Origin of the sequence: Streptomyces platensis (assembly GCF_008704855.1) — a bacterium.
Classification (GTDB): domain Bacteria; phylum Actinomycetota; class Actinomycetes; order Streptomycetales; family Streptomycetaceae; genus Streptomyces; species Streptomyces platensis.
In genome coordinates this window covers 6,076,366-6,099,093 of record NZ_CP023691.1, presented here as the reverse complement: position 1 = coordinate 6,099,093, position 22,728 = coordinate 6,076,366, and the positions used below count along the sequence as shown (strand labels likewise).

Here is a 22,728-nt window from a genome sequence, read left to right as displayed (position 1 = left end):
GCGTACAGGAGAATCGAGCCATGAGCAACCCCCAGCAGCTGCGCTACAGCAAGGAGCACGAGTGGCTGTCGGGCGCCGAGGACGGCGTCTCGACGGTCGGCATCACCGAGCACGCGGCCAACGCGCTCGGCGACGTCGTCTACGTGCAGCTCCCCGAGGTCGGTGCCACGGTCGCGGCGGGCGAGACCTGCGGTGAGCTGGAGTCGACCAAGTCGGTCAGCGACCTCTACTCGCCCGTCGACGGTGAGATCGCCGAGATCAACGAGGACGTCGTCAACGACCCCTCGCTGGTGAACTCCGCCCCGTTCGAGGGCGGTTGGCTGTTCAAGGTGAAGATCAGCGGCGAGCCGGGCGACCTGCTCTCGGCCGACGAGTACGCCGCCTTCATCCAGAGCTGAGCCCCCGGCTCTCCCCCGCTCCCGGGCCCGCCCGGACGGGAGCCCCGACCGCCACCGCCCGCGCGGAAGCTCCCCCGGACCCCGTCCGGAGAGGCCCCTCGCGCCCCTGACTCCCCAGGAACTCTCATGTCGCTTCTCAACAGCTCCCTCCATGAGCTCGACCCCGACGTCGCCGCCGCCGTCGATGCCGAGCTCCACCGCCAGCAGTCCACCCTCGAAATGATCGCGTCGGAGAACTTCGCCCCCGTCGCCGTCATGGAGGCCCAGGGCTCCGTCCTCACCAACAAGTACGCCGAGGGCTACCCCGGCCGCCGCTACTACGGCGGCTGTGAGCACGTCGACGTGGTCGAGCAGATCGCCATCGACCGCATCAAGGCGCTCTTCGGTGCCGAGGCCGCCAACGTGCAGCCGCACTCCGGTGCGCAGGCCAACGCCGCGGCCATGTTCGCGCTGATCAAGCCGGGCGACACCATCCTGGGTCTCAACCTCGCCCACGGCGGGCACCTGACCCACGGCATGAAGATCAACTTCAGCGGCAAGCTCTACAACGTGGTGCCCTACCACGTCGACGAGAAGACCAACCTGGTCGACATGGAAGAGGTCGAGCGCCTCGCCAAGGAGCACCGCCCCAAGCTGATCGTCGCCGGCTGGTCCGCCTACCCGCGTCAGCTCGACTTCGCCGCCTTCCGCCGCATCGCGGACGAGGTCGGCGCCTACCTCATGGTCGACATGGCGCACTTCGCCGGTCTGGTGGCGGCGGGCCTGCACCCCTCCCCCGTGCCGCACGCCCACGTGGTCACCACCACCACCCACAAGACCCTGGGCGGCCCCCGCGGCGGTGTGATCCTCTCCACCCAGGAGCTCGCCAAGAAGATCAACTCCGCGGTCTTCCCCGGTCAGCAGGGCGGTCCGCTGGAGCACGTGATCGCCGCCAAGGCCGTCTCCTTCAAGGTCGCCGCCTCCGACGACTTCAAGGAGCGCCAGCAGCGCACCCTGGACGGTGCCCGCATCCTGGCCGAGCGCCTGATGCAGGACGACGTCAAGCAGCACGGCGTCTCGGTCCTGTCCGGCGGCACCGATGTCCACCTCGTCCTGGTCGACCTGCGCGACTCCGAGCTGGACGGCCAGCAGGCCGAGGACCTCCTCCACGAGGTCGGCATCACGGTCAACCGCAATGCCATCCCGAACGACCCCCGCCCGCCGATGGTCACCTCCGGCCTGCGCATCGGCACCCCGGCCCTGGCCACCCGCGGCTTCCAGGCCGAGGACTTCCGCGAGGTCGCCGACATCATCGCCGAGGCCCTCAAGCCCGGCTACGACGCCGACGCCCTCAAGGCCCGGGTCACCGCGCTCGCGGGCAAGTTCCCGCTCTACCCGTCGCTGTGACGCGTCACCTCCGCTGAACCCCCGCCCGCCGCCATCCGGCGGGCGACGGGCCACGGAGCGTGAGCCCGGGGCCGACCGCCCCGGGCTCACGGCCGCCGGCCCGCTCCTCCCCCTCCCGCAGGTCCCGGCGGCTCCGGTGAGACCTGCGGCACACGGCACCGGCACGGCGGACGGCGACAGCCCCGCCACAGGACCGGTCCACCGGGCCCCGGCCCGCACCCGGATCCGGACGCCGGGCCCCGCCCACCTGGCCACCGGGCCCTCGACCGCCCGGCCCCCGGACGGCCGCCTTCCGGTTCCGTATCCACCCCGACACCAACTGTTACCGCTGACGACGGACGCCCGAGGGTTTCCGTCCGACGGCGCTGCGCCGCGTCCGCGTTACGCTCGACAAACGGCGCAGAAACACCCCCCTCCTGCCCCATTGCTCCACCCGTCCACCACGAGCAGACAAGGGAGTCCGCCCCCGTGGCCATCTCCGTCTTCGACCTCTTCTCCATCGGCATCGGCCCCTCCAGCTCCCACACCGTCGGCCCGATGCGCGCCGCCCGGATGTTCGCCGGACGCCTCAAGAAGGACGGCCTGCTCTCCCAGACGGTCCGCGTCCGCGCCGAGCTCTTCGGCTCGCTCGGCGCCACCGGCCACGGCCACGGCACCCCCAAGGCCGTCCTCCTCGGCCTCGAAGGCCACTCCCCCCGCACCGTCGATGTCGAATCCGCCGACGCCGAGGTCGAGCGCATCCGCACCTCCAAGCGGCTGCGGCTGCTGGGCGCCGAAATAGGCAGCGCCCACGAGATCGACTTCGATGAATCGGCCGAGCTGATCCTGCACCGCCGCCGCGCGCTGCCGTACCACGCGAACGGCATGACGCTCTTCGCCTACGACGCCGCGAACGCCCCCCTGCTGGAGAAGACGTACTACTCGGTGGGCGGCGGCTTCGTCGTCGACGAGGACGCCGTCGCCGGCGAGAACCCGATCGTGCCCGACGACACCGTCCTGACCCACCCCTTCCGCACCGGCGACGAGCTGCTGCGGCTGGCCCAGGACACCGGCCTGTCGATCTCCGCGCTCATGCTGGAGAACGAGAAGGCCTGGCGCACCGAGGACGAGATCCGCGCCGGGCTGCTGGAGATCTGGCAGGTCATGCAGGCCTGTGTGACCCGCGGGACGAGCCGCGAGGGCATCCTGCCCGGCGGGCTGAAGGTCCGCCGCCGCGCCGCCCACTCCGCCCGCCAGCTGCGCTCCGAAGGCGACGCCACCGCCCGCGCGATGGAGTGGACCACGCTCTACGCGATGGCCGTGAACGAGGAGAACGCGGCCGGCGGCCGGGTGGTGACCGCCCCCACCAACGGTGCGGCCGGCATCATCCCCGCCGTCCTGCACTACTACATCAACTTCGTGCCCGGCGCGGACGAGGACGGCGTCGTCCGCTTCCTGCTCGCGGCCGGCGCCATCGGCATGCTCTTCAAGGAGAACGCCTCCATCTCCGGCGCCGAGGTCGGCTGCCAGGGCGAGGTCGGCTCGGCCTGCTCGATGGCCGCCGGCGGTCTCGCCGAGGTCCTGGGCGGGTCCCCCGAGCAGGTCGAGAACGCCGCCGAGATCGGCATGGAGCACAACCTCGGCCTGACCTGCGACCCCGTCGGCGGCCTCGTCCAGATCCCGTGCATCGAGCGCAACGGCATGGCCGCCGTCAAGGCCGTCACCGCCGCCCGGATGGCGCTGCGCGGCGACGGCCGCCACCACGTGTCCCTCGACAAGGTCATCAAGACCATGAAGGACACCGGCGCCGACATGAGCGTCAAGTACAAGGAGACGGCGCGGGGCGGGCTGGCCGTCAACATCATCGAGTGCTGAGGGGGTGCCGGGCCCGGCCGCGCGTCGTCGATGACCGCGCCCCGGCCCGGCACTCGGATCGGGGCGCCGTGCCCATGTGGATACGGCGCCCCGAGGCGTAGGACCTGACCGGAAGCGGCCGGGGGCCGGATGCGGCCAGGGCGGCGCCCCCGGGTCTATCTGCCGATCTCCCAGGCGAAGGGCGGAAGTTCGCGGGCCCTGGAGTAGATGTCCAGGGCCTGGGGCGCGGGGACGAAGGGGTGGACCCGGGCACCTTCGAGGCCGGCCAGCAGGCGGGCGCAGTGGTGGACACAGCCGGCGGACTCCCGGCCGTGGCGGTCGACGATGGTGGCCGCGTCCCGTGGTCCCTCGCACGGTGTGGGGTCCTTGGCGGCGGCGGCCGGACAGCGCCCGTGGGACGCGGTGTGCGCCCCGGTGGTGCGCCACGGCGGCGGGGTGTCGAGTGGCTGGTTCATCGGTGCGTTCCCCCTGGTGGTGCGGTGGTACGTGCCGTGAGCGGCGCCGTGGCGGAATCGCTTCGCCGTCCCGGCGCCCAGGACAGTGCTGCTCGGCGCGGGACACGTCCATGCCGCCTTGGGGAAGACCTGGTCCGATCGTCAGCTATTCATGGGAATGGGTGCCCCGGGGGTCGCGGACCGGCCCGGTCAGGAGCGGTCCGGCCGGCGGAGGGCGAACGGCTCCAGAAGCAGCGCGAGGGCGAGCAGTCCGGCCGCCAGGAACCAGCCGCCAAGGACATCGCCGGGCCAGTGAACGCCCAGGTAGACACGGGTGAGGCCGACTCCGGCTGCCCACAGGGCGAGCACCACGCACCAGGTGCGGGCCACGGCGGGGCGGGCGCGCCGGGCGATGCCCCAGGCCAGGATTCCGGCCGCCAGCGCCGAGGTGGTGGCGTGGCCGGAGGGGAACGCGTATCCGGAGGCGGAACCGGTCCAGTCGGCGACCGGCGGGCGGGGGCGGGCGAGCAGCTCCATCAGGCCGTAACGGATCGCCTGGCCGACGGCGAGGACGACGACGGCACAGCACACCGCGCGCATCCGGCCGCGCGCCCGCCGACCGGCCAGCAGACCGGCGAGCACCGCCATCAGATACGGGACGGCGCCACTGCCGGTGGCGGTCAGCGCCCCGGCCATGGAGTGCGCGGGCTCCCCGCGGTGCGCGATGGACCAGCGGACGGCGGCCTGTTCGGCGGCGAGCGGAGCCCCGTGCCGTACGGACACGGTCACGGCCGTGGCGGCGAAGAGCGCCGCGCAGGTCCCGGCGACGGTGCGGAGGGCGGCGGTATCGCGGCGCGGGACCGGCGCCGGCTCCGGCCGTGGCTCCTCCGCCGCCGGGCCTGGTTCCGGTCGCCGTTCGTGTCCCGGTTCCGGTCCCGAGGCGGTCACCGCGCGGCCTCCGGGGGGTGCGGCGGCCGGGTGGCCCGGAGGCCGGTCCTGGCGCACGGGGCGACGGCGATGCCGCGCGTTCCGGACTGTCTGGGCAGGGAGTCGGCATCGCACTCGTTCACGGCCTGGGCAAGCCTTCTCACCTGCGGAAAGGCGGCGGCTACGGCCATGTCGGCGGCCCCTTTGATAATGGGTTGCGGGCCTGCCGTGCGACCGGCCCGACCGACTACCGTCACATAGACGGTCTACGGCACTGTAGACGACGAACAGGTGGAGGGCGTGCCATGGCGGAGACATCACCTGTGCGGCGGCGCCCGGCCGGTGAGCTGGAGGCGAGCGTGCTCGCGGCACTGTGGGCGGCCGAGGGCCCACTGAGCGCCGCCGCGGTGCAGAGCGCCCTGGGCGGGCGGCTCGCGCGCACCACCGTCACCACGATCCTCACCCGGCTGCACGACAAGGGGGCGGTGTCCCGCTCCCGGGCCGGCCGCGGCTTCGCGTACTCGCCCATACAGGACTCCGCGGGGCTGACCGCCCGGCGGATGCGCCATGAGCTCGACAAGCAGCACGACCGCGGCACCGCGCTCGCCCGCTTCGTCTCCCAACTGACCCGCGAGGACGAGGAGTTGCTGCGGAATCTGCTCGGAGCGGCGGGGGACGGTGTGCGCGGGGGGCCGCAGCCCGGTGTGGGGGACGGTCCGGGGGCCTAGGACCCCGGCCCGGTCTCCGTATGTGCTCCGCCGCCGGAGCCCGCACCGCTCCCCGTCCCCGTCCCGGTGCCGACCGTGAAGCCCAGGGTGGCGCCGCCGCCCGGGCGGTGGGTGGCGAAGGCGTGGCCGCCGTGGGCGGTGGCGATCTCGCGGACGATGGCGAGGCCGAGGCCGGAGCCGGGCAGGCCACGGGCGGCCGCGGCGCGGTAGAAGCGGTCGAAGACCCGGGTGAGATCGGCGTCCTCGATCCCGGGGCCGCGGTCGAGGACCTCGACCCGGGCGCCCGTGACCACGACCTCGATCGGCGCCGTGCCGCCCGCGTCGAACTTGGCGGCGTTCTCCAGCAGGTTGGTGAGCGCACGGTGCAGCGCGGCGGGCCGGCCCTCGACCACCGCCGGGCGCACGCTCCGTACGGTGATCTCGCGGCCGGTGCGGCGGCGGGCCGAGGCGGCCGCCTTCTCCGCGACCTCGGCCAGCCCCACCTCGGCGAGCGGGTCGTCGTCCCGCTGCCCGGCGGCCAGGTCCACCAGCTCATTGACCAGATCGCTGAGTTCCCGGGCCTCGCCCGCCAGATCGGCCAGCAGCTCGTCGCGGGCGTCCGACGGCAGTTCCTCGAACCGTTTCAGCAGCGAGATGTTCGTACGGAGCGAGGTCAGCGGGGTGCGCAGCTCATGGCCGGCGTCCTGGACGAGGCGCTGCTGGTCCTGGACGGCGCTGGCCAGCCGGCCGAGCATGTCGTCGAAGGCCCGGCCGAGCCGGGCGACCTCGTCGCGCCCGGCCACCGGGACCGGGACGTCCAGCCGGCCGTGCTCCGCCACGCTCTCGGCGACCGCGGTCAGCCGCACCAGCCGGCCGGTGATCCGGCGCGCCAGCCACCAGCCGCCCGCACCGGCCAGCGCGATGACCGCGGCGGCCAGCAGGGCGGTGCGCTGCTGGAGCGCGGAGAGCAGATCCTCGGTCTCGCTGAACTTCTGGGCGACCTGGACCGCCCCGCGGCCGCCGCCGAGCGCGACGGTCGCGACGTGGTACTCCTCGTCGCCGATGTCCGCCTCCCGCTCCGCGTGCAGGCCCGCCCGGTCGTCGCCGGCGATCCGGCGCTCCGCGGCACCGGCCGGCAGCGCCGGGCGCCCCCGCTCCACGATCTGGCCGCCGGCGCCCAGGATCTGCACCTCGGTACGGCTGGGCCGGGTGAGGTCGTCGCGCGGCCCGTCGTGGTCGGGGTCGGCGGTCGCGTAGTCGGCGGGCCAGAACGGCTTCTCCCGGACCTGGGTGCGCAGGTCCCGTACGACCTGCGAGAACACCGACTTCTCATCGACCCGTACCAGCCGGGCCGCCGCGTCGTAGCTGAGGAACCCGACGAGAACGGTCACCGCCGCGGCCCCGGCGGCGAACGCCACCGCGAAGGCGGTGCGCAGACTGGCGGGCCTGCGGGTGCGTACCCAGGCCGCCGATCCGCCGCGCCGCCAGGACCGCAGCCGGGCGCACAGCCGGACCCACAGCCGGCGGCGGCCGGCGCGGGTGCCGCTCCCGGCACGGTCGGAGGGTCCGGGCATCTCAGTCCTCCCGCAGGACGTAACCGACGCCACGCACCGTGTGGATCAGCGGGCGGCTGCCCGGGACGTCGACCTTGCGGCGCAGGTAGCCCACGTACACCGCGAGGTTCTTCGAGCCCGGCCCGAAGTCGTAGCCCCAGATCCGGTCGTAGATCGTCGAATGGTCCAGCACGATCCCGGCGTTGCGGGCCAGCAGCTCCAGCAGCTCGAACTCGGTCCGGGTCAGCTCCAGCTCCCGATCGCCGCGCCAGGCCCGGCGCGAAGGGCCGTCGATCCGCAGATCCGCGGCCTCGACGACACCGCTGTCCGCCACCCTGGCGTCGTACGCCCCGCCCGTTTCCGCGCCCCCGCCCGTCTCGCCGGGCTCCTCGGCGGCGTCCGGACCGGTCCCCGCGGCGTGGGGCGCGCCGCCGTCCTCCGCCCCGGACGCCCCGGCCGCCCCGGCCCCGCCCGCCGTCGTCCGCCGCAGCAGCGCCCGCAGCCGGGCGAAGACCTCCTCGACCTCGAACGGCTTGACCACATAGTCGTCCGCCCCGGCGTCCAGACCGGCGATCCGGTCCGCGGTGTCGACCCGGGCGGTCAGCATCAGGATCGGGGTGCGGTCCTGCTCGGCCCGCAGCACCTGGCACACCTGGAGCCCGTCGATCCCCGGCATCATCACGTCCAGCAGGATCACGTCCGGCCGCTCGCGGTGCGCGGCGGCCAGCGCCTGGATGCCGTCGGCGACGGCGGTGACCTGGTATCCCTCCAGGGTCAGGGCACGCTCCAGCGCGGTCCGGATGGGGCGGTCGTCCTCGGCGAGCAGTACGGAATGGGTCACCCGGCAAGTCTGCCAAGGGCCCGGCGGTGCGAAGACAGGTGGCCGGTGGGGCGGCGGCTTTCTTACCCGGATCTCACCCCTGGTTCTTACCGGGCTCTCACCCGGGCCACGCCCTCGGCTTACCCCGTGGCGACACGGTGGCCCCGTGCCGGACGGGCCGGTCGCGGCGCCCCGCCGCGCAGGTACCGGCCGGTCGGAATGATTCGGCACACCTCGGGGAAGACACCACACCGCATGAAGATCACCCTCCTGCTGCACAACGCCTATGCCATCGGCGGCACGGTCCGCACCACCCTCAACCTCGCCGCCGCGCTCGCCGACCGGCACGACGTCGAGATCGTCTCGATGCTGCGGCACCGCGAGGTCCCGCGGTTCACGGTGGACCCCCGGGTGCGGCTGATCCCGCTGGTGGACACCCGGGTCGGCAGCGAGGACATGGCGGACCCGCTGTTCGGTGAGCCCGCGCAGGACTTCCCGCTCGCCGAGAAGCGGCACCACCAGTACAGCCGGCTGGTCGATGTCCGCGCCGCGGAGCTGCTGCGGACCACCGACGCGGACGTACTGATCGGCACCCGGCCCGGCATCAACGTCTACCTGGCCCGGTTCGGCCCCCGCCGGGCACTGCGGATCGCCCAGGAACACCTCCGGCACGACGCGCACAGCAAGCGGCTGCGCGCCGAACTCGCCCGCCACTACCGGACGCTGGACGCCGTGGTCACCACCACCGAGGCGGACGCCGCCGTCTACCGCGCACGGATGCCGCTGCCCGGCGTACGGGTGCTGGCGGTGCCCAACATCGTGCCCGCGCCGGCCGGTCCGCCGTCGGACGGCACCTCGAAGGTGATCGCGGCGGCCGGGCGGCTGGTCCGCGGTAAGCGCTTCGACCTGCTGATAGAGGCGTTCTCGGGGGTCGCCGCCAAGCACCCCGACTGGCGGCTGCGGATACACGGCGGCGGCGCCGAGCGGGCGCAGCTCCAGGGGCTGATCGACGGGCTCGGGCTGGGCGGGCAGGCGGAGCTGACCGGGCCGCGCTCACCGATCGAGGCGGAGTTCGCCAAGGCGTCGATCGTCGCCTCGGCCTCGGACGCCGAGTCGTTCGGCATGACCCTCGTCGAGGCGATGCGCTGCGGGGTGCCCGTCGTCAGCACCGACTGCCCCCTGGGCCCGGCCGAGATCATTCACGACGGCACGAACGGGCTGCTGGTGCCGCGCGGCGACGGCCCGGCGCTGACCGATGCCCTGCTCACCCTCATCGAGGACCCTGAGCGCCGCCGCACGATGGCCGGGAACGCGCGGGAGAGCTCGCACCGCTACGACCCGGAGCCGATCGCCGAGCGCTATCAACTCCTCTTCGGGGAACTGCGGTCCACGCGCGCACGGCGGGCCCGGCAGCGCGCCATGGCGCGGATCCGCGCCCGCGCACGACGGCTGCTGCGACGCGCCCTGCGGCGCTGAATCGACCGCCCACGGACGGCGGGGCCGGACCGGTCGGCGGGACCGGTCCGGCCTCAACTTGACTTCGGCACAAGGAACTTCCCGCCTCTTGTCTGGCGTCCCCGGTAGCGAACATGCTGAACTGCTGGAAACGAAACGGAATCGCACGGAACGCAGAATCGCCGGATCACAGCACCGGATCACCACCGGATCACCGAATTGCCGATCACGGAACGCCCGGAACACGGCAACGCAGTTGGCGCTTCGAGCAGTTGACGCTTCGAATCCGCAGGTCCGAGGGCAGGAGGCCGCTCATGCTGCATGGTGTCGATGTCAGCTCCTACAACACCTCGTATTCCACCGCAGGGCTGGACTTCGTTTTCGTCAAGGCCACAGAAGGCCGCTCCTACATCAATCCGCACCAGTCGGCGCAGGCGTCAAAGGCCCGTAAAGCGGGCTGCGTGGTCGGTTTCTACCACTTTCTGTGGCCGGGAAATATCGCCGCCCAGGCGGAATACTTCGTGAAGAAGTGCGCCTCGGTCCAGGGCGACATTCTGGCCTGCGACTGGGAACGCACCGGCGAGGGCACCTATGCGAGCAATGCGCAGAAGGACCAGTTCCTGCGCGAGGTGAAAAAGCTGCGGCCCACCCACCGGGTGATGCTCTACTGCAACCGCGACTTCTGGCTCAACCACGACAGCACGTCCTACGCGGCCGACGGCCTGTGGATCGCCGACTACGTCACCGCCGGGCACCCGCGGATCAAGGCGAAGTGGCGCATCCACCAGTACACCGACGACCCGCTGGACAAGGACGTCGCGGACTTCTCCAGCAAGGCCGCCCTCAAGAAGTGGGCGCACCCGGCATAAGGTTTCCTACCGGCACGCCGATTCGCGTCGCCAGGCACCGCACGCGGGCGGCGGAGAAACGCTGCGTACGGAACACAGGAACAGCGCGTCACCGCCACCGCACGACGCGGCACGAGAACCAGAGGAGCAGTCGTGACCGACCCGGCGCCCAAGGCCCTGCAACAGGAGATCGCCCGGGATCTCCAGGTGACCGCGTCCTTCGACGCCGAGCAGGAAATCGAGCGCCGGGTGACCTTCCTCACGGAGCGGCTGACCTCCACGGGCCTGCGCTCGCTGGTCCTGGGCATCAGCGGCGGCGTCGACTCCACGACCACCGGCCGGCTCTGCCAGCTCGCCGTCGAGCGGGCCCGCGCCGCCGGGCACGAGGCGACGTTCTACGCGATGCGGCTGCCGTACGGCGTCCAGGCGGACGAGAAGGACGCCCAGCGGGCGCTGGAGTTCATCCGCGCCGACCGGGAGCTGACCGTCGACATCCGCCCGGCGAGCGATGCGGCGCTCCAGGCCGCGCTGGACGGCGGGCTCACCTTCCGCGACGCCCACCACCAGGACTTCGTCCAGGGCAACATCAAGGCCCGGCAGCGCATGATCGCGCAGTACGCGGTCGCCGGTGCGCACGACGGCCTGGTCGTCGGCACCGACCACGCGGCCGAGGCGGTCTCCGGCTTCTTCACCAAGTTCGGCGACGGCGCGGCCGACGTCGTACCGCTCACCGGGCTCACCAAGCGCCGGGTGCGCGCCGTCTCGGCGGCACTGGGCGCCCCGGCGGAGCTGGTCCAGAAGGTGCCCACGGCCGACCTGGAGACCCTCGACCCGGGCAAGCCGGACGAGGACGCGCTCGGCGTGAGCTACGACCAGATCGACGACTTCCTGGAGGGCAAGCCGGTCGACGACGCCGCCGCCCAGGCGATCGTCCGCCGCTACCACCTCACAGAGCACAAGCGGGCACTGCCGATCGCGCCTTGAGGGAACGTTTCCGGGGGCGGGGCGGGGCGGGGTCGGAGACCCGCTCGCGCGGGCCCCGGAGCTCTCCCCCGCCCCCTCCCCCTCTCCCCCTTCGGGGGAGGGGGCGGGGGTGGGTTCGGGGGTGGGGGGAGCAGAGCCGCGGCAGCGGCACCTCACCGGCCCGCCCGGCCCGCCCTGCCCCCGGCCTCCCCGTCCCGCTCTCTGCCTCCCGGCCCGCCCCGTCCCGCCCGGCCCCTCCCTGACGCGCCCCTCCCCACCCCGTCATGTCATGGCCCGGCTAGGGGACCGTCATCATCCCGGTGCTAAATCGTGGGTGTGAGCGGGCATGCATGCGGCCATGGGAAGCCGCGAAGTGCGATCGGAAGATCAACTGTCAGTGGGTCCGCCTACGCTCCGGGGCATGGGTTACGCAAACCTGCGCGAACTCCAGACCGCGCTGACCACCGCCTCCGACCTTGCCTCGGCCATGCAGTCCGCGCCCACCCGGCGTGACGCGGACCAGCTCGTCGATGTCCTCCGCCAAGCATTGACCGCCGCCAGTTCGCTGGGTGCGGAGACCGGCCCGACCGGCTGCGCCCTGCATCCGCACGGTGCGGTCGACCCGTTGTACGGCGACCCGGAAGATCCCCTTCCGCCGGGCTACGGGAAATGCCTGCTCTGCAACGACCGCCGGCGCCGGGCGGACGCCCACCCTCCGCACGCCCGCCCGTATGCCCGCCCCCATCCGCGCTGGCGGCGACGCCTCAGCGCCTAGCACCGGTGGGGGTGCGGGCCCGGAACGGGCCCGGTGGGCGGGCAGGACTACCATCCGCGCATGCGACCTGCCAGATACAGCGATGAGGATCTAGAGCAGCACTCCCTCCGGCGACGGGTGCCCGACGACGGGCAGCGGTCCGGGTTCGAGCATGACGTCGACCGGATCCTGTACTCGACGCAGTGGCGGGCGCTGGCCGGCAAGAGCCAGGTGGTGGCGAGTGCAGAGCTGGGTGCGTACCACACCCGGCTGACGCACTCGATGAAGGTGGCGCAGCTCGGCCGGCGGATGGCGGAGCGGCTGGAGCGGCAGTACGGCGGGCCGAATCCGGCGCTCGTCGAGGCGGCGTGCATGGCGCATGACATCGGGCATCCGCCCTTCGGGCACGCGGGTGAGATGGCGCTGCGCGCCACGATGGACGAACTGCACTTCGCGGACGGCGTCCTCGACAGCTTCGAGGGCAATGCGCAGACCCTGCGGGTACTGACCTTCCTCGCCGCCCACAAATACCCGGGCCACCGCGGGCTGCATCTGACCCGCGCCTGTCTGGACGCCGCCACGAAATACCCCTGGGAGCGGGCGCCCGTCGACCAGGATCCGGCGCGGCATGTGAAGTGGGGCGTGTACGTCGCCGACCGGGAGGCGTTCTCCTGGGTGCGGGCCGGCCGTACGGACACCGCCGTACCGGTCGAGGAACAGGTCATGGACTGGGCGGACGATGTCACCTACGCCTGCCATGACGTCGAGGACTTCTATCGCACGGGCCTGATCCCGCTGGCCGCGCTGTTCCCGCCGGACGGCGCCGCGGGCAGCGACACCGAGCGGGAGACCTGCCGCTTCCTGGACTATGTGCAGGCCAAGCGGGCGCGGGCGGGCGAGGACTTCGACCGGGCGGCCGCGCTGGTGATGATGGAGGACATCGGCAAGCGGCTGGCGGTGCCCGCCCCGTACAGCGGCAGCCATGAGGACGCGGTGGCGGTCAATCGCCGCACCGCGGATCTGATCTCGTACTTCACCCGGGGCATCGAGCTGGAGGTGGGCGGCCCCGCGGCGATCCGCTACGGGGCGCAGCTGGTGATCCCGGCGGACCGGCGGGCCGCCTGCGATCTGCTCAAGGAGCTGGTGTGGTGCTACGTCATCGACCGCCCGGCGCTGGCCACCCAGCAGCACGGCAAGCGGCGGGTGGTGAGCGAGCTGCTGCGCTGGAGCCATGACGCGCCCGAGCTGCTGCCGCCGGACCGCGCCGAGGAGCTGGCGCTGCACGGCGACCGGCTGCGGGCCGCCGCGGACCATGTCGCCTCGCTGACCGAGGATCAGGCACTGGCCCTGCACCGGCGGCTGTCCGGCACGGGCCTGGGCTCGGTCAACGACAACGTGTGGCTGTGAGGCCGGGGAGCGGGGCTCACCGTCTCCCGGTGGGCCCCGCTCGCGCGTGGCTATTCGGTACCGTCCCGCTGCTTCTTCTCCGGCCGTAGCGCGAACCGGCCGAGCACCCCGGCGATGACCAGCGCGGCGACCGCGATCAGGACGGCATCGGGCACGCCGTTGCCGATCCGCGTGGCCCACTCCTCGGCCCGGAATTCACTGTCCGCGTCGAGGATGCCGGGCAGCGCACTGGTCCCGTTGAAGCGCAGGAACAGCACGCCGATACCGATGAAGAACAGCCCGGACAGCAGCGAGGTGGTGTGCAGCCGCAGCCTGCCGACGGTGAATTCACGGCCCCGCAGCCAGCCCCGGGTGCCGAGCTTGCAGCGGTCCCACAGCAGCGCCAGTACGAACAGCGGCAGCGCCATGCCCAGCGCGTAGACGGCGAGCATGGAGGCGCCGTAGACCGGTGAGCCGCTGACCGCCGTCACCGTCAGCACCGCGCCGAGGATCGGCCCCGCGCAGAACCCGGCCAGGCCGTAGACACAGCCGAGCAGGAAGGTGGAGACGGCCGACCGCGGGGTGATCCGCGCGGCGGCGGCCTGGGCGCGCCGGGAGGCGAAGCCCAGGCCGAGGATCTGGGCGAGGCCCATCGCGATGACGACCCAGCCGCCGACGGCGATCAGCAGATCGCGGTGGCCGTTGAACAGCCGGCTGGCCGCCGTACTGGCCGCGCCGAGCGGCACCAGTGTGGTGGCCAGCCCCAGATAGAACACGCCGGTACGGGCGACCAGCCGGCCGGGCGTGGACAGGGAGTACGCGAAGAACGCCGGCAGCAGCAGTGCGCTGCACGGGCTGAGCAGCGCGAGCGCACCGCCCAGGAACGCCGCGAGATAGCCGATGTCGGTCATTTGCCGGCTCCCTTGGCCGACGTGCCGTGCTTCGCCCGTGCCGCCGCCTCCTCGATGGCCTGGGCGAAGACCTCCTGGGGCTGGGCCCCGGCCACCGGACGGCCGTTGACCAGGAAGGACGGCGTGGACTGCACCCCGAGCTGGTAGCCCTCGTCCTGATCCTTCTTCAGCGCCCGCTCGGCTTCCTTGCTGTTCAGATCGGTACGGAACTTGTCGAGGTCGTCCACGCCGCTCTCACGGGCCATGTCGACGAGCTTGTCCTCGGCGAGCGCCGCGCCCTTACGGGTCTTGGCGTACAGCTCGTCGTGCAGCTGCCAGAACTTGCCCTGCTGACCGGCGGCCCAGGAGGCGCGGGCGGCCCGCTCGGAGTGCGCGCCGAAGACGGTGAAGTTGCGGAATTCGATGCGCAGAGTGCCCTTGTCGACGAACTTCTTGATCAGGCCGGGCTGGGTCTCCCGGGTGAAGCGGCCGCAGAACGAGCACTGGTAGTCGGCGTATTCGACGAGGACCACCGGGGCGTCCTTCTTGCCGATGGCCAGCGGGTCGCCGTCGGCGCGCCGGCTGGTCCGCTTGGCGAGGTCGTCGAACATCTTCTGCTGCGCGGGGTCCTCCTGGGGATCGGTGGAGGCGGCGGCCTCGGGTGCGTCGGTGCGGCCGGTGTCGCGGTCGCCCTCGACGGACGAGCCGACGGCGATCGCGATGGCGATCAGGGCGACGACGAGGGCCACGACCGCGCCGATGGCGGCCAGTTTGCGGGTGGGAGAGGCGGAAACGGGCATGCGGAAGCTCCAGACGTACGGAGGGGGAATTCGGGCCGGGTGCGTCGGGGCGGCGGCCTATATCCGCAGTACGGGGAGGAGCGCGGTGTGGTCGATGACGGATGCGCTGTCCGTCGGTGGCCGGGCCAGCGCGCACTGCACGGGCAGATCCACGGCGAGCGGCCCCGGGCCGATGGTGGCGGGGGCGAGGGGCTCACCGCGGTGCGGTGCGGGCAGCGGGGCGCCCTCGTCGGGCCCCGGCGCATGCCGGTCCGAGCACCTCTTGGGCGCGTGGGCGACGGCGAGCGGGGCAGCGGGGTCGAGCCGCGGGCCGTGGTGCGCGGTGGCCGGTCGCGCGGTGGCGGTTCCGTCCGCCGGGCCGGTGGTGTCCGGGGCGGCCGCGGGCGGCGCGTCACCCGCCCGCCAGTCCGCCGTGGCCGTCGCCGCCCGGCCCGCCAGCCAGGCCTGGTCGCCGCCGATCCGGCACAGCAGCGGCCCGAAGGTGACGGAGAGGAGGAGCAGCAGCGTCAGCGCGGCCGACCGGCGCACAGGGCGCATGTCCCTCCCTCTCTGTACCTCGCGCGAGCATGAACAACCCATCCTACGGATCGTCGCCGCGCGAGCGGAGCACCGCCGGACCCCGGCGCCTGTCGCGGGCCGCCCGGCCGGGCCGGGGCCGGGGAACCGGCGTTCAGCGGTCGGCGATCCGCATCTCGAACCAGGTGGTCTTGCCGCGGGGCAGCAGATCCACGCCCCAGCGCTCGGAGAGCGTGTCGACGAGGAAGAGACCGCGGCCGCTGAGGTCCATCTCCTGGACCGGCATGAGACATGGCAGGCCGCGGGACGGGTCGCGTACCTCGATGCGGATCCAGCCACGGCGGCGCAGCATCCGCAGCCCGAAGGTGCGGGCGCCGGTGTGCCGTACGGCGTTGCCGACGAGCTCGGAGACCAGCAGCACGGCGTGCTCGGCGAGCTGGGGCGTCAGGAACCACTGCTTGAGGAGGACGGCGGCGGTGAGCCGGCGGGCGATACCCGCGGACTGGGGGCGGGAGGGGAGCCGGACCTCACCGAGGGCCGGATCGCCGGCCGGTTCGGGTGCCGCGGACGCCGGTCTGCGGGGAGCCGGGGCCTGGTCCCGGTCCGTGCCGGGGATGCCCCATCCTGCGGCGGCCGGTTCGCTCCGCGGCCGCGGCTGCTCCATTCCTTCGAGGCCCGCCATGCCCCCCATCATGGCCGTTACTTGACGGTCACGGGGGTGGAACCGACGGAATCCGCTGTCCGGAATCGTCGGTTCCATCCCCTCGCCGAGACATCTGCCAAAGGCAGTCAAGGTTCCGGGTCGCACCTGCTGAGCTGCGACAACACCCGGCATCCGCAGAGCGGGCGAAAAGCCTCAACAAGGTTGCCTTAAGGCGTAATTAAGGTGTGCATCATTCCCCCACAAGGGGCATCACGTCCCGGCCAAACCTCAGATGTCCCGTCAACACCAGTTGTTTCAGCGGAACTTGGCCTTGCCCGGACCTTCCTCGACGAAGCTGCGCATGCCGGTCTCCCGGTCCTCGGTCGCGAACAGCCCCGCGAACCAGTTGCGTTCAATGGTGAGGCCGGTGTCGATGTCGGTCTCCAGGCCCGCGTCGACGGACTCCTTCGCGGCCCGCAGCGCCAGCGCGGGGCCGGCCGCCAGCCGCGCGGCCCAGGCGTGCGCCTGCTCGTAGACCTCGGCGGCCGGCACCACCCGGTCGACCAGCCCGAGGGTGAGCGCCTCGTCGGCCTTCACCTGACGGCCGGTGAAGATCAGGTCCTTGGCCTTGGACGGGCCCACCAGCCGCGCCAGCCGCTGGGTGCCGCCGGCGCCCGGGATGAGCCCCAGCAGGATCTCCGGCTGGCCGAGCTTGGCGTTGTCGGCCGCGATCCGGATGTCGGCACAGAGCGCCAGCTCGCAGCCGCCACCCAGCGCATAGCCGGTGATCGCGGCGACCACCGGCTTGGGGATCCGGGCCACGGCGGTGAACGAGTCCTGGAGCGCCTTGGACCGCACGACCATCGCCGCGTGATCCATGACCTGCATTTCCTTGATGTCCGCACCGGCCGCGAACACCTTCTCCCCGCCCCAGATGACGACCGCACGGACGTCGTCGCGGCGGGTCGCCTCCTCGGCCAGCTCGCGCAGCCGGTCCTGGGTGGCGATGTCCAGTGCGTTCATCGGCGGACGGTCCAGGCGGATGGTGCCGACGCCGTCGGCGACCTCGAGATTCACAGTCATGCCGGAAGGTTAGTACGCGTTAACGACGCCGGGCCCGGTGCACTCGGTCACAGTGCAGCGGGCCCGGTCGCCTTCCGGCCGTTCTACTGCGCGGCCTTCCACTTCTCCCAGGAGAGGTTCCAGTCGCTGAAGCCGTTGTCCGGCTGGATCGTTTCATCGTGCGAGTTCTTGACGACGACCACATCGCCGATGACGGAGTTGCGGAAGAACCACGCCGCCGGGGTGGAACCGTCACCGCCGCCGCGCTGGTCGAACAGGCCGACACAGCCGTGGCTGGCGTTGCGGGTGCCGAACGCCGCGCGGCCCGACCAGTAGTTGCCGTGGATGAAGGTGCCGGACGTGCTCAGCCGCATCGCATGCGGCACGTCCTTGATGTCGTACTCCCCGCCGAAGCCGACGGTGTCCCCGTTCATCCGCGTCACGAGGTGCTTCTCGCTGATCACCATCTTGCCGTTGTACGTCTCGGTGCCCGGCGCGCCCGAGGTGATCGGGATGGTCTTGACCGTCTTCCCGTCACGGACCACGGTCATCTGCTTCGACTTGGCGTCGACCGTGCTGACCTGGCTGCGGCCGATGGTGAACGAGACCTCCTTGGCCTGGGTGCCGTAGACACCGGGCCGGCCCTCGACACCGTCGAGGTCGAGCTTGAGGGTGACCTTGGTGCCGGGCGCCCAGTACTTCTCGGGGCGGAAGTCGAGCCGGTCGTTGCCGAACCAGTGGCCCTCGATCGGGACCGACGGCTCGGCGCTGACCTTGACGGCGTCCTCGACGGCCTTCGGGTCCGTGATGCCGCGGGTGAAGCGGATCGAGACCGGCATCCCGACGCCGACCCGCTGGCCGTTCTCGGGGCTGTACTGGCCGATGAAGGTGTTCTTGGGGACGAGGGTGGTGAAGCCGGAGTGCTCGGCGGCCTCCCGGCCCTGACCGTCCACCGCTATGGCGTCGACGGTGTACTTCGTCGAGGCGCCCAGGTGGCCGCTCGGCTTCCACACGGCGCCGCCGGCCGCTATCTTCCCGTCGACCTCATTGCCCTTGCCGTCCTTGACCCTGACGGACTTGAGCCGGCCCTTCTGGGCGGTCACCTTCAGCGCGCCGCTGGTGGCGACCTCGTCCGCGCCGTCCTTGGGCGCTATCGTCACGGCGGCCTGCGAGGCGTCCTTGTCCCCGCCCGCCTTGCCGGCCTTCTCGCCGTCACCGTCACTGCCACCACACCCCGTCGCCAGCAGCAGTACGGCGGCGAGCGCGACGGCAAGCGGGCCGCCGCCCTTGTGCGGCCAGCGACGCCGGCGAGCCGGCACCCCCGAATTCGGCTGGACGTTCACGACTGGCCCCTTTTCCCCTCGCACGGCCCGCGGTCCCCCGCACGCGGATGCGGACAGCCGCGCGCTTGCCGTTAGATAACCACACCGACGTGACAGTGAACTCCCCGTGAATGTCACTGTTCAGTCCCAAGTGCGGGGGTGGTGCGGGGGACTTGTCCCGGCGGACCGGCGCCCGTTCAGCGCAGCGCGGATCCCGCCCGCCACAACTCCCACGGCATGTTCCAGCCACCGAGGCCGTTGTCCGGCGCGACCGTGCGCTCCGGGGAGTTGTGCACCTCCACGGTGTCGCCGACGATCGAGTGGCCGAAGAACCAGCCGGCCGGGGTGTTCGGTCCGCCGCCCTTGATGTCCTTCAGCCCCACGCAGCCGTGGCTGGTGTTGACGCCGCCGAAGACCTCGGGCGGCGCCCAGTAGTTGCCGTGCAGGAAGGTCCCCGACCTGGTGAGGCGCATGGCGTGCGGCACGTCCGGGATGTCGTACTCGCCGCCGAAGCCGACGGTGTCGCCGTCCATCCGCGTCATCGAATGGCGCTCCAGGATCACCATCCGCCCGTTGTACGTGGGGTTCTCGTCGTCGCCCGCGGTGACCGGCAGCACCGCCACGACCCGGCCGTCCTGGCGCACGGTCATGGTGTGCCGGGCGGCGTCGATGGTGCTGACCTGGTCCCGGCCCACCCGGTAGCGGATGGTTCTGCGCTGGGTCCCGTAGGCGTTCGGCCCCGCCTTCACCCCGCGCAGCCGCAGCTGCACGGTGATCACGGTGCCCGGCCGCCAGCGGTCGCGGGGCCGGAAGTCCAGCCGCCGGCGGCCGAACCAGTGGGCGGCGATCGCGACGCCGGGCCGGGCGCTGACCCGGACGGCGCGTTCGACGGCCGCGCGGTCGGCGATCGGGCGGCTGAAGACCATCGAGAAGATCAGGCCGGTGCCGACGGTGGCATCGCGCTGGGGTGAGAAGTGGCCGACGAAGCGGTGGACGGGGGCCGCGGTGGTGAAGGTGGTGTGGCGGGCGAAGCGGTGGCCCGCGCCGTCCAGCGCCACCGCGTCGACGGTGTACTTCGCGCCGAGCCGGAGGCGCCCGGGGGCGGGCCGCCAGGTCAGGCCGTCCGACGAGATCCGCCCGGTGACGGACCGCCGGCCGGCGTCACCGGTCCGGCTGACCGCCACCCGCTCCAGCCGCCCCGCCGGCACCCGGACCTCGAACCGCCCGTCGGCCCGTACCCCGTGCGCGCCGTTGTGCGGGACGACCGTGATCGTGCCCTCCGGGGAGGGCGGTTTGCCGCCGGTGAAGACCTCCGGGTCCCCGCAGCCTGCCAGTGCCGCGGCCCCGGTGAGCCCGGCCAGGACGACGAGGGCGAGACGGGTGCGGCGGGCCGCCCGCACCGCCGCGCCACCGGCCGTCCGGCGTTCCGCCCCTTCCGGCAGCCGGCCCCGCGCCCGGGCGCCACCGCGGCGCTTCGCTCGGTCCCCTGCTCGGTCCTGCTGATGGGCGGTCATATACCGCATTGTGCGGGATGATGCCCGTATAGGGACGTATGCCGCGTAACGGGATGTCATCGGCAGAACGGAGCGGTGCGAGGCCCTTCCCACGGGAAGCGTGAGGCAACGCCCGGTTGCGGGAAGAACAACGGGGAGGGCGGACACCTGCACGGCCGGGACTCCCCAGCGCACGCTGGTGGGCACCGCCATGCCGGGACCCACCGCCCGACCGAGCCATGAGCCGCAGGAGGCGGGCACGTGTCGAGCGCACCCGAGCAGGAGGCAGTGGCGGACGAACCACTCGCCCCACCCGCGGACATCCGTCCCGGCAGCCCCACTCCCCTGGGGGCCCGCTACCGCACCGGCCCCGATGGCATCGCCGGCACCAACTTCGCCCTGTGGGCGGGCGGCGCCGAGGCGGTCGAGCTGTGTCTCTTCGACGACGCGGAGCGCGAGACGCGCCATGCGCTGACCGAGCTCACCCATGAGATCTGGCACGGCTTCCTGCCCGGTATCCGCCCCGGACAGCGCTACGGCTACCGGGTGCACGGCCGCTGGGACCCCTGGTCCGGCGCCCGCTGGAATCCGGCGAAGCTGCTGCTCGACCCGTACGCCAGAGCAGTGGACGGCGACTTCGGCACCCGTACGGAAGGGTCCGGCACGGGGGCCGCGCTGCCCGCCCAGCTGTACGGGCACGTCCGCGACTGGCCGCAGCAGCAGGTCGCCGACACCGTGCGCGACGACCGGGACTCGGCGCCGTATGTCCCCAAGGGCGTCGTGGTCGGCGACGACACCGGGGGCGAGGGCGGTGCCGACGAATGGCGGGACGACCGCCGGCCCAAGACGCCCTGGCCGGATTCGGTGCTCTACGAGCTGCATGTGCGCGGTTTCACGATGCGCCACCCCGGTATCCCGGAGCGGCTGCGCGGCACCTACGCCGGGCTGGCGCACCCCGCGGCGCTGGAGCACCTCGTCCGGCTCGGGGTCACCGCCGTCGAACTGCTGCCGGTGCACCAGTTCGCGCACGAGGACCACCTGGTGCGCCGGGGGCTGCGCAACTACTGGGGCTACAACTCCCTCGGCTACTTCGCGCCGCACGCCGGATACGCCGCCACCGGTACCCGGGGGCAGCAGGTCGGCGAGTTCAAGCGGATGGTGCGGGCGCTGCACGACGCCGGTATCGAGGTGATCCTCGACGTCGTCTACAACCACACCGCGGAGGCCGGTGAACTGGGCCCGACGCTCTCCCTCCGGGGCATCGACAACCGCGGCTACTACCGTCTGGCGGGCGACGCCCGCCGCTACGCCGACTACACCGGCTGCGGCAACACCCTGCATGTCGTCCAGCCCCAGGTACTGCGGCTGATCACCGATTCGCTGCGCTACTGGGTCACCGAAATGGGGGTGGACGGCTTCCGCTTCGACCTGGCGGCCGCACTGGCCCGCTCGATGCACGACGTCGACATGCTCTCCCCGTTCCTCGCCGTGATCGCCCAGGACCCGGTGCTGCGCCGGGTCAAACTGATCGCCGAGCCCTGGGACGTGGGCAACGGCGGCTACCAGGTCGGCGCCTTCCCGCCGTTGTGGACGGAGTGGAACGACCGCTACCGCGACACCGTCCGGGACTTCTGGCGCGGCGCCCAGCACGATGTCCGCGATCTGGGCTACCGGCTTTCCGGATCGAGCGACCTCTACGCCTGGGGCGGCCGCCGCCCGTACGCCTCGGTCAACTTCATCACCGCACACGACGGCTTCACCCTGCGCGACCTGGTCAGCTACGAGCACAAACGCAACGCGGACAACGGCGAGGGCAACCGCGACGGCACCCACGACAACCGGTCCTGGAACTGCGGCGCCGAGGGCGAGACCGACGACCAGGAGGTCCGCGCGCTGCGCCACCGCCAGCTGCGCAACCTGCTGACCACGCTCCTGCTGTCGACGGGCGTGCCGATGCTGGTCGCCGGTGACGAGATGGGCCGCACCCAGCACGGCAACAACAACGCCTACTGCCAGGACAACGCGACCAGTTGGCTCGACTGGTCGCTCCTGGAGGACCCGGAGTGGCGCCCGCTGGCCGGTCTCGCCACCCGGCTCATCGCCCTGCGGCGCGCCCACCCCGTCCTGCGCCGCCGGGCGTTCTTCTCCGGCCGGCCGCATCAGCAGGGCGGTCTGCGCGACCTCGCCTGGTTCACCGCGGACGGGACGGAGATGACCGAACAGGACTGGTACACCCCGGGCGCCACGCTCGGCATGTACCTCTCCGGGAACGACATCTCCCAGCGCGACGACCGGGGCATCCGGATCGTCGACGACAGCTTCCTCGCCGTGCTCCACGCCGGCGACCGCCCGCGCCCGTTCACCCTCCCCGGGCCGCCCTGGGCCGGCGGCTACGAACTCCTCGTCGACACCGCACGGGAGGACCAGCCGGGGGCGGCGGAGGCGCCGTACGCGGCGGGCGAGCCGATCACGCTCGCCGGGCGGTCGGTGCTGTTGTTCCGGGCGGTTCCGGACTGA

General features: G+C 72.5%; 21 protein-coding genes. 10 read left to right on the top strand and 11 right to left on the bottom strand.

Annotated elements, in window-relative coordinates; genetic code table 11:
- The first annotated feature begins 20 nt into the window (after nt 1-20).
- From gcvH to CP981_RS27140, 3 genes are all read left to right on the top strand, one after another.
- Complete coding sequence (gcvH, locus tag CP981_RS27150) at nt 21-398, top strand: glycine cleavage system protein GcvH (RefSeq protein ID WP_085928261.1); 378 nt, start codon at nt 21-23, stop codon at nt 396-398.
- 126 nt (nt 399-524) lie between these two features.
- Nucleotides 525-1,784, top strand: a complete 1,260-nt coding sequence (gene glyA, locus CP981_RS27145) for a serine hydroxymethyltransferase (protein ID WP_085928262.1) — start codon at nt 525-527, stop codon at nt 1,782-1,784.
- A 468-nt stretch (nt 1,785-2,252) separates the two neighbouring features.
- Complete coding sequence (locus CP981_RS27140) at nt 2,253-3,638, top strand: L-serine ammonia-lyase (RefSeq protein WP_085928263.1); 1,386 nt, start codon at nt 2,253-2,255, stop codon at nt 3,636-3,638.
- Nucleotides 3,639-3,793: 155 nt separating this feature from the next.
- On the opposite strand, the gene CP981_RS27135 is transcribed toward CP981_RS27140, so the two are convergent.
- Both CP981_RS27135 and CP981_RS27130 read right to left on the bottom strand, forming a co-directional pair.
- The gene (locus CP981_RS27135; protein WP_085928264.1) at nt 3,794-4,093 is read right to left on the bottom strand and encodes a hypothetical protein; all 300 of its coding nucleotides are present in this window, start codon (nt 4,091-4,093) and stop codon (nt 3,794-3,796) included.
- Nucleotides 4,094-4,282: 189 nt separating this feature from the next.
- Nucleotides 4,283-5,020, bottom strand: coding sequence for a phosphatase PAP2 family protein (locus tag CP981_RS27130; protein WP_085928265.1), 738 nt, complete (start codon nt 5,018-5,020; stop codon nt 4,283-4,285).
- A 284-nt stretch (nt 5,021-5,304) separates the two neighbouring features.
- Here CP981_RS27130 and CP981_RS27125 point away from each other — a divergent pair, with 284 nt between their 5' ends.
- Nucleotides 5,305-5,727, top strand: coding sequence for a BlaI/MecI/CopY family transcriptional regulator (locus tag CP981_RS27125; protein ID WP_085928266.1), 423 nt, complete (start codon nt 5,305-5,307; stop codon nt 5,725-5,727).
- On the opposite strand, the gene CP981_RS27120 is transcribed toward CP981_RS27125, so the two are convergent.
- Entirely contained in the window at nt 5,724-7,280 is a 1,557-nt protein-coding gene (locus CP981_RS27120; protein ID WP_085928267.1) for a sensor histidine kinase, read from the bottom strand. The genes CP981_RS27125 and CP981_RS27120 overlap by 4 nt on opposite strands.
- A gap of 1 nt (nt 7,281) precedes the next feature.
- Nucleotides 7,282-8,100, bottom strand: coding sequence for a response regulator transcription factor (locus CP981_RS27115; RefSeq protein ID WP_085928268.1), 819 nt, complete (start codon nt 8,098-8,100; stop codon nt 7,282-7,284).
- Nucleotides 8,101-8,334: 234 nt separating this feature from the next.
- On the opposite strand from CP981_RS27115, the gene CP981_RS27110 reads away from it, so the two are divergent.
- The 5 genes from CP981_RS27110 to dgt all read left to right on the top strand — a co-directional run bounded on the left by CP981_RS27110 (nt 8,335) and on the right by dgt (nt 13,506).
- Nucleotides 8,335-9,555, top strand: coding sequence for a glycosyltransferase family 4 protein (locus tag CP981_RS27110; protein WP_085928269.1), 1,221 nt, complete (start codon nt 8,335-8,337; stop codon nt 9,553-9,555).
- A 293-nt stretch (nt 9,556-9,848) separates the two neighbouring features.
- The gene (locus CP981_RS27105) at nt 9,849-10,403 is read left to right on the top strand and encodes a GH25 family lysozyme (RefSeq protein WP_085928270.1); all 555 of its coding nucleotides are present in this window, start codon (nt 9,849-9,851) and stop codon (nt 10,401-10,403) included.
- A gap of 132 nt (nt 10,404-10,535) precedes the next feature.
- Entirely contained in the window at nt 10,536-11,366 is an 831-nt protein-coding gene (gene nadE / locus CP981_RS27100) for an ammonia-dependent NAD(+) synthetase (protein ID WP_085928271.1), read from the top strand.
- A gap of 400 nt (nt 11,367-11,766) precedes the next feature.
- Nucleotides 11,767-12,120: a hypothetical protein gene (locus CP981_RS27090; RefSeq protein WP_085922999.1), complete on the top strand. Its 354-nt coding sequence runs from the start codon at nt 11,767-11,769 to the stop codon at nt 12,118-12,120.
- 60 nt (nt 12,121-12,180) lie between these two features.
- Nucleotides 12,181-13,506, top strand: a complete 1,326-nt coding sequence (gene dgt / locus CP981_RS27085) for a dGTP triphosphohydrolase (protein ID WP_244329801.1) — start codon at nt 12,181-12,183, stop codon at nt 13,504-13,506.
- Between the two features lie 50 nt (nt 13,507-13,556).
- Here dgt and CP981_RS27080 read toward each other — a convergent pair whose 3' ends face one another.
- The 7 genes from CP981_RS27080 to CP981_RS27050 all read right to left on the bottom strand — a co-directional run bounded on the left by CP981_RS27080 (nt 13,557) and on the right by CP981_RS27050 (nt 20,232).
- Complete coding sequence (locus CP981_RS27080) at nt 13,557-14,396, bottom strand: cytochrome c biogenesis CcdA family protein (RefSeq protein ID WP_085922997.1); 840 nt, start codon at nt 14,394-14,396, stop codon at nt 13,557-13,559.
- Nucleotides 14,393-15,175, bottom strand: coding sequence for a DsbA family protein (locus CP981_RS27075; protein WP_085922996.1), 783 nt, complete (start codon nt 15,173-15,175; stop codon nt 14,393-14,395). Before CP981_RS27075 ends, CP981_RS27080 begins: the two co-directional genes overlap by 4 nt.
- 57 nt (nt 15,176-15,232) lie before the next feature.
- The gene (locus CP981_RS27070; protein ID WP_143658822.1) at nt 15,233-15,712 is read right to left on the bottom strand and encodes a hypothetical protein; all 480 of its coding nucleotides are present in this window, start codon (nt 15,710-15,712) and stop codon (nt 15,233-15,235) included.
- Nucleotides 15,713-15,845: 133 nt separating this feature from the next.
- Nucleotides 15,846-16,385 (bottom strand): ATP-binding protein, encoded by a 540-nt coding sequence (locus tag CP981_RS27065; protein WP_085922994.1) that lies wholly within the window; start codon nt 16,383-16,385, stop codon nt 15,846-15,848.
- A gap of 264 nt (nt 16,386-16,649) precedes the next feature.
- Complete coding sequence (locus CP981_RS27060) at nt 16,650-17,417, bottom strand: enoyl-CoA hydratase/isomerase family protein (RefSeq protein WP_026169224.1); 768 nt, start codon at nt 17,415-17,417, stop codon at nt 16,650-16,652.
- Nucleotides 17,418-17,500: 83 nt separating this feature from the next.
- Nucleotides 17,501-18,739 (bottom strand): L,D-transpeptidase, encoded by a 1,239-nt coding sequence (locus CP981_RS27055; protein WP_244329800.1) that lies wholly within the window; start codon nt 18,737-18,739, stop codon nt 17,501-17,503.
- A gap of 176 nt (nt 18,740-18,915) precedes the next feature.
- Nucleotides 18,916-20,232 (bottom strand): L,D-transpeptidase, encoded by a 1,317-nt coding sequence (locus CP981_RS27050; RefSeq protein ID WP_085922993.1) that lies wholly within the window; start codon nt 20,230-20,232, stop codon nt 18,916-18,918.
- A gap of 240 nt (nt 20,233-20,472) precedes the next feature.
- Between CP981_RS27050 and glgX the strand changes: the two genes are divergently transcribed.
- Nucleotides 20,473-22,728 carry a glycogen debranching protein GlgX gene (gene glgX, locus CP981_RS27045; RefSeq protein ID WP_085922992.1) on the top strand — a complete coding sequence of 752 codons (2,256 nt, stop codon included), beginning with the start codon at nt 20,473-20,475 and terminating at the stop codon, nt 22,726-22,728.